We start from the raw sequence: 11,887 nt of genomic DNA, 5'->3' as shown, positions 1-11,887 counted from the left end.
ATGCAACAGTCGCCTATACTTCAAGCTAGCAATGTAGAAGAAAATAAGCTCGATTTCAGTTTGTGTAACGAGCAAGAGAAACTCTTTTACTATAAATTTAATATAGTTCCTTGGCAAAAATTGAATAATACCACTTTTTTTATGGTTGAAGATATAAGTCGAGATATCAATCATTGGATCGAAGCTCACTATGGTATTAACTACGTATTAATAAAAGTCGACGGTGAACAGATTTTAAATTTTCTTAACTCGCACTTTGGTATTTCAGAATTTGCAAGCAACTATTTATATTACAAAAATCCTGATTTTTCAGTCAAGAATATCAAACTAAGCTCAATATTTTTCTCTTCTTTTTTCATTGTAACTTCAATTTTGACACTAACAGAGAAATATACATATTTTGCTTTGATGTTGATATTTATAGTCGGATGTTCTAGTTATTTGTTTAAGTTTATAGCTATAATTTTTAGCTTATACAAAACCCCTAATCAAAAAACAGATTATGGTAAGATGAACGAAGAAGATTTTCCTATATATACTGTTTTATTGCCTGCCTTTGAAGAAAGTGTAGTGATAGAGCAATTGATTGAAAGCATTGGAAATTTGGATTATCCAAAATCAAAATTAGATGTAAAGCTTCTGATAGAAAGTGATGACCAGGAAATACTTGCAGCTATAGAAAAGTATACTTTACCGCAACATTTTGAAGTAATAAAAGTGCCTCACTCTTTGCCTAAAACAAAGGTCAAGTCATGCAATTATGCTATGAGCCTTGCTAGAGGAAAGTATGTAGTAATATATGACGCAGATGATAAGCCAGATCCATTGCAGTTAAAAAAAGCACTGATTGAATTTGATCAGGGTGACGATAAATTAGCCTGTGTGCAGGCGAGATTAAATTACTACAATTATAATTACAGTTTTCTGACAAAATCCTTTTCTTTAGAATATATAAACTGGTTTCAATACTTATTGCCTGGATTCCAAAAAATGAATATGCCGATACCTTTGGGTGGTAGCAGTAATCATTTTTCAGTGGAAGTTTTAAGAAAAGTGTTTCTCTGGGATGCCTATAATGTTACTGAAGACGCTGACTTAGGGTTAAGACTTGCACAAATGGGATATAAAACTAAAATTATTGATTCGGAAACATTGGAAGAATCACCAATTACTGTGTTTGCTTGGATCAAGCAAAGAGCACGCTGGATCAAGGGTTATATGCAAACTTATATTGTTCATTTAAAAAATATAAAGTCACTTTATAAATACACTGGATTTAAAGGGATTTTGCTATTGAATCTTTTTGTTGGTTCTGCAGCTTTTATGTTTTTCACTACTCCATTTTTACTGCTTTCATTGGCATTGATTAATATTTTAACTAAATTATTTCTGTGTTACTTCATAGTAATCTATATTATTAATCTGATCTTTTTAATCATAGCCGTCAAACAACAAAAGATGCCTTTTTATTTTTATATAGTATCGATATTTTTTCCGGTCTATAGTCTGCTACATAGTGTTGCAGCTTTTCTTGCCTTGTGGGAATTTATTCTTTACCCTGAGCGATGGAACAAAACTCAGCATGGTTTATGGAAGCAAAACCTGTAGCTATTTGGCTTTTTCTCTGCTCAGTCATGGTAATTCTCATGGTAGGGATTGGCGGGTTTACCAGACTTACAAAAGCAGGATTGTCAATCACAGAGTGGAAACCCATTACTGGAACATTACCACCACTTAACGAACAAGACTGGCTACAAGAAAAATTAAAATATGAAGCTACACCTGAGTATAAAGCATTTAACTATGGTATGAGTATGGAAGAGTTTCGTATTATATACTTAATAGAATATGTACATAGATTAGTTGCAAGGCTAACAGGTTTGGTTTTTGTCCTACCATTCATGTATTTTATGCTAAAAAGAAAAATATCTAAAAAGGTGGCAATCAGGCTATTTATAGCATTATTATTTGGAGCTTTACAAGCTTTTGCTGGTTGGTATATGGTTAAAAGTGGTTTGGTAGCTGAACCTCATGTAAGCCACTATAGGCTTACACTTCACTTGTTATTAGCATTAATTATCTTTGCATTATTGTCATACCAATTTTTTGATTACCAAATCAGGCCAAAGCAAATAAAACTTAAGATTAGTTGTAACACCAAGTACTACGTAGGAATTATTTTGGTTCTGATCATGATACAAATAATTTTCGGGGCTTTTGTTGCAGGATTAAATGCTGGTTCAATTTACAATACTTTTCCACTAATGGACGGACAAATCGTTCCAGAAGATTTGTTTTTCTTACAGCCTGCATGGCTAAATGTCTTTGAGAACAGAGCGACAGTGCAATTTATACACCGAGCACTAGCATTACTGATATTAGTTCTGACAGTAACGCTAACAATAAAAAATGCTAGTGTAAAACCGGTATACGCTATGCTGCTCTCCGTTATCATTCAGATAATTTTAGGAGTGATCACTCTTTTGTTGCACATACCAATAGCTATGGCCATAGCTCATCAAGTGTTTTCATTTATCTTGTTTGGATCAAGTTTATACTTCTTGTGTTATTTAAGAAAGCAGACCACATCACCAATCTGCACATTTTTTCCTTCTTGAACAGGAATATTTTTTATCACCATTGCTGCTTCAGCACATATAATATTTTCCATTTTCATTGCTTCCACAACAAATAAAGATTGTCCTACTTCTACCTGGTCTCCTACATTTACGTGCAACTTAACTAATAAGCCAGATATTGGAGATTTGACAGCATCTACTGAAATTTCTTCTGTTTCATTATTTAACATTAACTTGCTTAATTCAGCCACATGAGATTTGAATACACAACATTCAGCTTTCATACCTGCCTGTCTTATGCAGTATTTGCTGCCTTGTTTTTCTACTTTAAGTGTTATATTGGTATCATCGTTAATCGTGATATTTAGCAACTTGTGACTTGATTTCCACTTGCCTACTACAGAGTATGTATTGTGGTTATATATTGTTGTTAATGTATTATCTTGGTACTTTGCGTTTACAGAATACTCATTGTTATTTACTACTACTATAAACGTTTCATCTACTGGTTGATTGTGGTACCTCTCTTCATTTTCTAAGTGAACATATAAAGAAGCAAAAATAAATATTTTAATATATTCTTCTGTAACAAAATCGCCGTGAAACCCACTAGGGTAATGGTCTGGAATGAATCTCGTGTGGAGCTTTGCTGCAATAAAATTTGGGTGATGAAAGATGGATTCTAAAAATTCTATATTGTTTGTTACTCCCCCTATATAGCATTCAGACAAAGCTTTTTGCATTCTGCTAATTGCTTCTATTCTATCTTTTCCATATGTTATAACTTTTGCAATCATTGAGTCATAGAACGTGCTAATTTCTGAACCTGCAGCAACTCCATCGTCTATTCTTACATAATCGTTTTCACTCGGTTTGTCGTAATATTTTATTCTTCCGCTAGAAGGGAAAAATTTCTTTGATGGATCTTCAGCACAAATTCTACTTTCTATTGCAGAACCAGTAAGTTTAATATCATCTTGACTGAACCTTAATTTCTCTCCACAGGAAGTTCTAATCATTTCTTCTACTATGTCTATTCCAGTTATAAATTCTGTTACTGGATGCTCAACTTGCAATCTCGTGTTTACCTCAAGAAAATAGAAGTTTTGGTCTTTATCTACAACAAACTCAACAGTGCCTGCTGAAAAATAGCCAACTTGCTTTGCTAAAGAAACACATTGGGCATACATTTTTTGTCTTACTTCTTCACTAATAAATGGACTTGGTGTTTCTTCTATTATTTTCTGGTTATTTCTTTGTATTGAGCATTCTCTCTCTCCAAGACACACTATATTGCCATATTTATCTGCTATGATTTGTATCTCAATGTGTCTTGGTAACTCTATGTATTTCTCTACAAAGATACTACCATCCTTAAAGCTTTTTTCTGCTTCATTTGTTGCTGATGTAAATGCTAGTTCAACTTCTTTTTTGGAATTTACAACTCGCATTCCTTTGCCACCACCGCCTGATGCAGCTTTGAGCATAACGGGAAAACCAATCTCTTCAGCAACGCTGGCTGCATGGATAGCATCTTTAATCTTGCCCATATATCCTGGAACTACATTCACCCCAGCTTTTTGTGCAGCTTCTTTTGCTGTTATTTTGTTGGCTGTAGCTTCTATTGTTTCTGCACTTGGCCCGATGAAATCTATATTGTGTTTTTGCAGAGCACGTGGAAAATCTGGATTCTCTGCTAAAAAACCATAGCCAGGATGAACTGCTTGCGTACCTGTTTCAACTGCTACCTCGCATATTTTTTCAATGTTTAAATAACTAAGACAAGAAGGTGAAGGGCCAATATACCTCGACTCATCTGCTCGTCTGACATGCACAGAATTTATATCCGCATCCGAATATACACATACACAAGATATACCCATCCTACGAGCAGTTCTAATAATCCTGCAGGCAATCTCTCCTCTGTTTGCTATTAAAATCTTACTGTACTTCTTTTCTATCATCGTATGAGTATACTTTCTTAAGTTAAGAAAGTAAATTTCTATATCATTGCCTGCAAGTAATTTCTAGCTTCATGTTGCAGCTAAACCATCCACTAAAAGTTTCATAACATCAGGATCTGTCACTATAGTACTTTCATCATACAAGCCGTATATCCCGTTACATGCCTTAAATAACAAACATGTAGATCCCCCAGAAGCTATTGTAGCTATTGAAGCTAGTGCAAGAGATTGAGAAACCAAAAATAAAAAGTACAAGGATAAACACAAAGCAGCAATGCACGCTATAGCCCCTACTATATATAAGCACAGATGAAATTTCCTATTACATATAAAGCCACCTTTTATACCTGCAATTTGCTTAATTTCCTTCCGTTCTGCAGCATTTAAGAAATAAAGAGGAGCTACCACTACTCTCCCATGAAGAATGCAGCTTTTATCGCAGAGTGCATCTCTAATATATTTTTTATCACATTTAAGTTTCTCTTTTAATTCTTTTACTTTTTTCCAATCTTTAGCTTCTTCTGCTTTTTTAATTTTTTCATTAGCCTCTGTTTCTAAGCAATGCACAATCTCTTTTACTGCAGACAGCAAAATCTCCTTCCTTGCTGCTTCATGAAATGGATTGTCTCCATCTTTGTTGTGCTTAGTTACAGAAGCAACATTCTTTTTGCAAATTCTGACAAATTCATCTTTATTTCCTGCTTTTGCAACTGCAAATAAGTCACACATAACGTACCTAACTACTTAACCAATACTAACTTATACCATGTAGTTTATTAAAAATAAATATAATTTAATCTCTAAAATAAAGTAAGTGACAGTAATTCTACATTGTTGCAAGTATGGATTTTAGCTATTATCGTTTACATTACTATAACAATTGAAAATGCCAAACATAGTCACTAGATTCGCTCCATCACCAACAGGATTCTTGCATATTGGTGGGGCCCGTACTGCTTTATTTAATTGGCTCTATGCAAGGCACCATGGTGGTAAGTTTTTGCTGCGAATTGAGGACACCGACAGAAAACGTTCAACACAGGAAGCAATTGATGCGATAGTAGATGGGCTGAAATGGCTTGATGTGAGCTATGATGGGGAAATAATATACCAATCAAAAAGAATAGAGCGGCACATTGAAATAGCAAATCTTCTAGTTGAAAGGGGTAAGGCATATCACTGTTATTGCCCTGAGGATGAAGTTGCAGAAAAAAAAATAAAAGCAAGAGAAGAAGGAAGAATATATAAGCACAAATGTACTAGTGTGACATCAGACGTAAAGCCTGTTGTGCGCTTTAAAGTGCCAGACTCGCAAGAGATCGTTGTTGATGACAAGATATATGGTCAAATTAAAGTAAATAGCGACCAACTTGATGATATAGTGATCTTACGCTCTAATAACACTCCAACATATATTTTTGCCGTGGTAGTTGATGATCACGATGCTGGAATAACTGATATAATACGTGGTTCTGACCATCTCACTAATACCTTTAAGCAATTGCTTATATACCAGGCTCTTAATTTTGACATTCCACGCTTTGCACATGTGCCACTTATCCATGGGGAAGATGGGAATAAACTATCTAAAAGGCATGGTGCCACAAGCGTTTGCGATTATGAAAAGATGGGAATATTGCCTGAAGCAATGCGTAATTACCTACTGAGGCTTGGTTGGAGTCATGGTAATGATGAGATTATTAGCGGTGTACAAGCAATAGAGTGGTTTAATTTGGAAAATATTGGTCGCTCGCCTGCACGGCTTGATTTTAAAAAGTTGGAGCATTTGAACAACCATTATATTAACAACATGAGCAATGAAGATATTCTGGCTCTAATACTTGGAGAAAATACTCTAACTGACAGGAAAAAGGGCTATTTACTGCAAGGGCTAACGGAGCTGAAAAAAAGAGCAAATCATATAGCTGAATTACTGGATTTAGCGAAGTTTTATATCCAAGATCCGCCACTTGATTTAAGTGAAGAAGCTCAGCAAATTGTCAAATCTAACCTTAATACAATCAAGTTACTTGCATCGTTTTTCTCAAATATCGGTGATGAAGACTGGAACAAGAGCTTTTTGTCCTCTCAAATCAAGGAATTTGCAAAGTTACATGATGTTAAAATGAGCGATGTATACCACTCATTACGTGCCCCTATAACCGGAGTAATGGATGCGCCTGGAATCATTGATATAATGGTAATTCTTGGTAAAGACGAGTGTATAAAAAGGTTGCAAGCAATTTAAATGAAATAAGAAAACTCCTTGACAAACTCCGCCAGCACTCTTATTATGGGACTGAAGCTATTTATTTATCTTCAGTCTGTGCAGATAAAACGACAAAAAAACTTAGTATATCTGGCGTGTCATGTTTAATTTTTTGCACTATGTGCACCTTATGTCTTTATAAAACTTCTAGGTTTTTACCTAATATAAGCTAAAATGCGCTTAAAAGCGTTACAAGACATTAAAAAACGCCAACTTATAAAATAGGTAGTGAATAACTAGCTACTCAGGGTTTTATTTGCCTTTTTTTCTGCTTAGTAAATTTCTTAAACGTTTATCGCTAAGGTTAGTTGCAATTAAAAGGCAGCTAAGTCGCACTTATTAAGCGTTTTAGAATAAAAAAACGCCGATATTTCGACACAAAAGTAAATACCACGGGGCTTCTTTTGCCTTTTTTCCCATTTAGTAAATTTCTTAAATATTTATGGCTAAAGTAATTTAGTGTAAGGGCCACATAAGACTACAAATGATGAATCAGCATTGCTTTAAAGAGAGTACCCATGTTTTCAGTTAACCTTAGAAATTCACTAAAGATCCTATTTTTCTGTTCATCACTTGCATTTTCCATCAAAGCCTGCGTTCTTTCTTTTATGCCGAAAAGATATAAAAATTCTCTTTGAGTTAAGATTTCGCAATCTACGTGTTTTAATGAATCTTTTAACGTTTGAAAGTTCACAAGTGCAGTAATATCGCTATTGCCAACATTTTCAAGAAAATTAGCGTATTTGTGTTGTCTTATCGATTGCAGAGTGCTCTTATACGCAGGATATACATAGCCATAATCTATGATTAAAGCAGCTCCTTTATTATTATGTATCTTCTTCTCAAGTTTTTTTAATATTTCAATTCCAGATGGACATACTTCCACTACTGCTCCATCAAAAAGTTTTCCACCTGTCATTCCAGCGCGTGATGCCAGAATCCAGTTTTTATTACACAGCCACCTGGTGTGCTCGTTTAAAGTTGAGTTTTCTGGATCCCAGTGTCTGGGCACTGGGATGACAAGGAAGGGGCACTGGGATGACACCCCATCATCTTGTTTTGTTACCCTGTTTTCATACCACTGCCCATTACGATATACAAACTGGTCAATCGGAAGAGCGTCAAAGAACTCATTTGCTAAAAAAATAGTTGGCTGCTTCGGTAGGTTATCGATATTTTCGTGCCAATTAATATCTAAGCCCTTTAATTTTTCCTTTTGTATCTTTTGCAAAGCGGGACTTATTTCAACCAGGTGAATTGACATTGAATCAAAAAAGCCGCTGTATTTTTTAGTGACTCTTATTATATCATGAATGAGTGTTCCCTTTCCTGGCCCAAGTTCAACTAGAGAAAATTTTGATGGCTTTCCTAGTTTTTCCCATGTATGCATTATCCAAACTGCAATTACTTCACCAAACAATTGACTGACCTCAGGTGCTGTAATAAAATCACCATCTTTGCCAAGTGGTAATTTACTCATATAATAGCCATATTCTTTATGATATAGAGCAGCACTCATGAAATCACTGATGGATATTGATCCTTGGCCTTTATCAATTAATTCGTGTATATAAGTGAGCATATTGTTAATAAACGTTTAACTATAGCGTGTCATACTATAAAATAGTAGCGTATTTATATATATGATATAAATTTATGAGTAATAGTGTTTCAGTCATGGACAATCAAGACATCACCCTTACGCCTCAAGATGATGGTACTGAATACGAATTTGAAGAAGCTATCAACTTTATAAAAAATAAGGTTATAAGTGCTGATGGGTTAACTTTAGCAGAAGTATTTCAAGCACTAGTTCAAATGCTAAACGGTGATCTGGAATTGGTAAAAAAAGTGCTAGCACACGCTGATATTTTGGCAGAGCATGGAATGAAGGTAGCAGAAAAGTTGAGTAGAGCTGATGTTCGCCGAGTTTTAGAAGGTAAAGGAAATATCATCAGACAAGATTTTATAAAAAAACCACCTCTTTCACCTACTGTAAAATCGATTAAAGAAAAAGGTAGAGGTCTTTAAATGGCTGAATCTATAAAAAAATTTACTGTACAATGTGACTTCAAAGGACAAAGTTCACCTTTTGCAATATATATAGGAAATCCAAAAAGTGATGCTCATCCAATTCAGCATCAAGATTCCTGGCTTGCAAAAGAACGTGGAGGAAATATCCCTAATAAAGTCAAAGAAAGCCTGCAAAAATTATACAAATTATCTCAAGAAAATGGAATCCCTTTTTCAGAGTTATGCGCGTACGCCATTACCATAGTTAATAGTGATGATAAAAAAGGTGACAACAAAAAATAGTAATGTGTTATTCCTCTCTCATCATCTAATATCTCTTTTCTATCATCTCAGTCTTACACCGAGACCATACAGTTATCTAATTCGTAAACGTTGCATTATCTGCGTTTTATCAGCATAATATAAAAGTAATGTGATGCAGATATTATGCCGATGAAGTTTATACCTAAGTACATGATTACTTCTAAGGTTGCTAGTTGTCTTATGAGGATTGAAGCAGCAAAAGAAAAAGTGTTACATTTGCCGCTCACTGTATCGATGCTTTCATCTCTGCGTGAAACTGCACGGCTTTATACTACACACTATTCTACTATGATTGAAGGAAACCGACTTGAGCCTAAACAGATTGAAGAAGTTTTAAGTGGTAAAAGTCACTTTCCAAAATATAGGAGAGACGAAAATGAGGTTAAAGGATATTATGCAGCTTTGACTCAAGTTGAACAATGGGCAGCAAGGGAAATACCTATTACTGAGAAAGCCATTCAAACACTGCATGCCCTAGTAATAGCAAGTGGAAAATCTAAAGTAAAACCAACACCTTATCGAGATGGTCAAAACGTTATTCGTGACAGTCGCACACGTGCAATAATTTATATGCCACCTGAAGCAAAGGATGTACCAAAGCTCATGAGCAGTATGGTAGATTGGATTCGTGAAAATAAGAAAGTGCCTTGCCCAATTGTTGCAGGTATTGCTCATTATCAATTTGTGACAATTCATCCGTACTATGACGGTAATGGTCGTACTGCAAGATTGCTGACTACATTAATTTTACATCTTAGTGGATATGACCTAAAGGGACTTTACTCATTGGAAGAATATTATGCTAGAAATCTAGGAGCTTATTATGAAGCAGTAAGTGTAGGTCCATCGCACAACTATTATATGGGAAGGGCTGAAGCAGATATTACTAAATGGGTGGATTATTTTGTAGAAGGTATGGCAAATTCGTTTGAGAATGTTTTACAACGTATAAATGAAGAAGAATACCAGACTGATCAGACTGATCTTATACGTAAGCTTGACCCTAAACAACGTAAAGCTCTTGAGCTTTTTCAGGAGTTTTCGACTATTACAGCAAGTCAAGTCGGTAAATTATTTAACTTTAAGCCTCGAACCAGCGCTCAACTTTGTAAAAAGTGGGTAGAGATGGGATTTACCGAGATTGTAGATTTTTCCAATAGAGGAAGAAGATACAAACTTAGTAAGCAGTATGAAGGTTTGATCTTAAACTGCAGAAGACAAGATTTTATCTGACAAACAAGAATCAACTGACAGGAGAATTGAAAACTAATATCAGAGTCTTCATCACAGGGTTCCAGTGTCAGCTACTTGCATAACACCATTCACTATATAACATAGTGTCATATTACAAATATACAGTTCAATCTCTCAGTATTTCATTTATGGAAGTTTTCGATCTCGTCTTTTCATCCACTTTTTTTACTATGACTGCACAATAGGTTGAAATGTTATTTTTAGATGGAATAGATCCTGGTACTACTACAGAATAAGGTGGCACTTCGCCGTAAAATACCTTGCTAGTTTCTCTATCAATAATCTTTGTTGATGCTCCAATAAACACACCCATGCCAAGGACTGATCCTTCTCTCACTACCACACCCTCGGCTACCTCGCTACGTGCTCCAATAAAGCAATTATCTTCTATAATAACAGGTGAAGCTTGAATAGGCTCAAGGACTCCACCTATTCCCACTCCACCGGAAATATGGCAGTTTTTTCCTATTTGTGCACAGCTACCAATCGTTGACCAGGTGTCTATCATTGTGCCTGAATTAACATATGCACCAACGTTGATAAAACTTGGCATTAAAACAACGTTTGTACCTATGTAAGCAGATCGGCGAACAAAACACCCAGGAACTGCTCTAATTTTTGACTGGCAAAATTTTTCTTCATTCCATTTACTAAATTTATTACCGATCTTGTCAAACCAGCAATTGGTATTGTCTATTATTTTGTTTTCTTCGGTGAGAAAATGTAATAATATTGCCTGCTTTATCCACGTATGTACTATCCACTCTCCATTTGATAGCTTTTCTGCTACTCTAATTTTGCCGCTATCTAAGAGCTCAATTACTTTTTTAATTGTTATTCTTGCTGTTTTTTTTAAATCAAGGTCTTTAAATTTCTCTCTATCTTTCCAAATATTTTCTACATCACTCTGTATTTTTTCTAGTTGCAGGCTTCCCATTTATTACATATTGACATTGAGTTTGCAGTTTTGTATAATTCAAGCTTGTTATTATTTCACATGTAAGAGCTGTGAAAATACAATGTAATAATTGTACTAAAACTTACTTAGTATCCTCCGAGCAAATAAGTAAATCTGGAAGAAAAGTAAAGTGTACAAACTGCAATCATACATGGTATGAATATTTACAAGAATCAGACAAGTTGCATGTTGCTAGTATACAAGAAAAAAAGGTTGGCGGAAAGAATTTTTTACAAAATTTAGTGTTTACTACTTTAGCTTTTGCTGTAGTAACAGGATTGTGTGTCGTAATAGCCAATGACATTTTTCCCAGAGAGATGAAAAAGGTATATAGAACTATCAGTACATATAAAGATTCAATAAGCTATAAATTAGGATACAAAAAAGAGCAAATTGATAGTCCGAATATAAAAAGGCTTGCTGCAAGTAAATTTTATCAAGACTACCTTTTTTTATCTAATTTAAGATCTAGTTAAATAGACGCAAGCTATCTTTAGTGTTTGATATTAGTGCCCAGTTTTTATAA

Annotated in this window: 11 protein-coding genes; 7 read left to right on the top strand and 4 right to left on the bottom strand. The window is 34.8% G+C overall.

Annotation, left to right across the window (positions count from 1 at the left end; translation table 11 throughout):
- Both ACICP6_RS00855 and ACICP6_RS00850 read left to right on the top strand, forming a co-directional pair.
- Positions 1-1,608, top strand: a complete 1,608-nt coding sequence (locus tag ACICP6_RS00855) for a glycosyltransferase family 2 protein (RefSeq protein ID WP_395463237.1) — start codon at positions 1-3, stop codon at positions 1,606-1,608.
- Entirely contained in the window at positions 1,590-2,618 is a 1,029-nt protein-coding gene (locus tag ACICP6_RS00850; protein ID WP_395463236.1) for a COX15/CtaA family protein, read from the top strand. Before ACICP6_RS00855 ends, ACICP6_RS00850 begins: the two co-directional genes overlap by 19 nt.
- Here ACICP6_RS00850 and ACICP6_RS00845 read toward each other — a convergent pair.
- Together ACICP6_RS00845 and ACICP6_RS00840 are read right to left on the bottom strand one after the other, a co-directional pair.
- Positions 2,567-4,543, bottom strand: coding sequence for an acetyl-CoA carboxylase biotin carboxylase subunit (locus ACICP6_RS00845; protein ID WP_395463235.1), 1,977 nt, complete (start codon positions 4,541-4,543; stop codon positions 2,567-2,569). The two genes, ACICP6_RS00850 and ACICP6_RS00845, sit on opposite strands and share 52 nt — an antisense overlap.
- A gap of 69 nt (positions 4,544-4,612) precedes the next feature.
- Positions 4,613-5,272, bottom strand: coding sequence for an ankyrin repeat domain-containing protein (locus tag ACICP6_RS00840; RefSeq protein ID WP_395463234.1), 660 nt, complete (start codon positions 5,270-5,272; stop codon positions 4,613-4,615).
- 157 nt (positions 5,273-5,429) lie between these two features.
- On the opposite strand from ACICP6_RS00840, the gene gltX reads away from it, so the two are divergent.
- On the top strand, positions 5,430-6,791 hold the full coding sequence (gene gltX / locus ACICP6_RS00835; protein WP_395463233.1) for a glutamate--tRNA ligase: 1,362 nt from the start codon (positions 5,430-5,432) through the stop codon (positions 6,789-6,791).
- Positions 6,792-7,290: 499 nt separating this feature from the next.
- On the opposite strand, the gene ACICP6_RS00830 is transcribed toward gltX, so the two are convergent.
- The gene (locus tag ACICP6_RS00830; RefSeq protein WP_395463232.1) at positions 7,291-8,394 is read right to left on the bottom strand and encodes a class I SAM-dependent methyltransferase; all 1,104 of its coding nucleotides are present in this window, start codon (positions 8,392-8,394) and stop codon (positions 7,291-7,293) included.
- Positions 8,395-8,468: 74 nt separating this feature from the next.
- Here ACICP6_RS00830 and ACICP6_RS00825 point away from each other — a divergent pair, with 74 nt between their 5' ends.
- The 3 genes from ACICP6_RS00825 to ACICP6_RS00815 all read left to right on the top strand — a co-directional run bounded on the left by ACICP6_RS00825 (position 8,469) and on the right by ACICP6_RS00815 (position 10,382).
- Positions 8,469-8,843, top strand: coding sequence for a hypothetical protein (locus ACICP6_RS00825; RefSeq protein ID WP_395463231.1), 375 nt, complete (start codon positions 8,469-8,471; stop codon positions 8,841-8,843).
- Complete coding sequence (locus ACICP6_RS00820; RefSeq protein ID WP_395463230.1) at positions 8,844-9,128, top strand: DUF2610 domain-containing protein; 285 nt, start codon at positions 8,844-8,846, stop codon at positions 9,126-9,128.
- Between the two features lie 144 nt (positions 9,129-9,272).
- Positions 9,273-10,382 (top strand): Fic family protein, encoded by a 1,110-nt coding sequence (locus ACICP6_RS00815; protein WP_395463229.1) that lies wholly within the window; start codon positions 9,273-9,275, stop codon positions 10,380-10,382.
- A gap of 127 nt (positions 10,383-10,509) precedes the next feature.
- Here ACICP6_RS00815 and dapD read toward each other — a convergent pair whose 3' ends face one another.
- Positions 10,510-11,340: a 2,3,4,5-tetrahydropyridine-2,6-dicarboxylate N-succinyltransferase gene (dapD, locus tag ACICP6_RS00810; protein WP_395463228.1), complete on the bottom strand. Its 831-nt coding sequence runs from the start codon at positions 11,338-11,340 to the stop codon at positions 10,510-10,512.
- Positions 11,341-11,411: 71 nt separating this feature from the next.
- On the opposite strand from dapD, the gene ACICP6_RS00805 reads away from it, so the two are divergent.
- A complete protein-coding gene (locus ACICP6_RS00805) occupies positions 11,412-11,837 on the top strand; it encodes a zinc-ribbon domain-containing protein (protein ID WP_395463227.1) in 426 nt (141 codons plus the stop codon).
- Positions 11,838-11,887: the final 50 nt, after the last annotated feature.

This window comes from Wolbachia endosymbiont of Cantharis cryptica, assembly GCF_964277405.1.
GTDB lineage: Bacteria > Pseudomonadota > Alphaproteobacteria > Rickettsiales > Anaplasmataceae > Wolbachia.
The sequence above is the reverse complement of the archived record's forward strand: the minus strand, read 5'-3'. Positions and strand labels throughout refer to the sequence as shown.

Coding starts and splice junctions, on each gene's coding strand:
- ACICP6_RS00855 (WP_395463237.1), top strand. CDS start 1: ATGCAACAGTCGCCTATACTTCAAGCTAGCAATGTAGAAGAAAATAAG.
- ACICP6_RS00850 (WP_395463236.1), top strand. CDS start 1,590: ATGGAAGCAAAACCTGTAGCTATTTGGCTTTTTCTCTGCTCAGTCATG.
- ACICP6_RS00845 (WP_395463235.1), bottom strand. CDS start 4,543: ATGATAGAAAAGAAGTACAGTAAGATTTTAATAGCAAACAGAGGAGAG.
- ACICP6_RS00840 (WP_395463234.1), bottom strand. CDS start 5,272: ATGTGTGACTTATTTGCAGTTGCAAAAGCAGGAAATAAAGATGAATTT.
- gltX (WP_395463233.1), top strand. CDS start 5,430: ATGCCAAACATAGTCACTAGATTCGCTCCATCACCAACAGGATTCTTG.
- ACICP6_RS00830 (WP_395463232.1), bottom strand. CDS start 8,394: ATGCTCACTTATATACACGAATTAATTGATAAAGGCCAAGGATCAATA.
- ACICP6_RS00825 (WP_395463231.1), top strand. CDS start 8,469: ATGAGTAATAGTGTTTCAGTCATGGACAATCAAGACATCACCCTTACG.
- ACICP6_RS00820 (WP_395463230.1), top strand. CDS start 8,844: ATGGCTGAATCTATAAAAAAATTTACTGTACAATGTGACTTCAAAGGA.
- ACICP6_RS00815 (WP_395463229.1), top strand. CDS start 9,273: ATGCCGATGAAGTTTATACCTAAGTACATGATTACTTCTAAGGTTGCT.
- dapD (WP_395463228.1), bottom strand. CDS start 11,340: ATGGGAAGCCTGCAACTAGAAAAAATACAGAGTGATGTAGAAAATATT.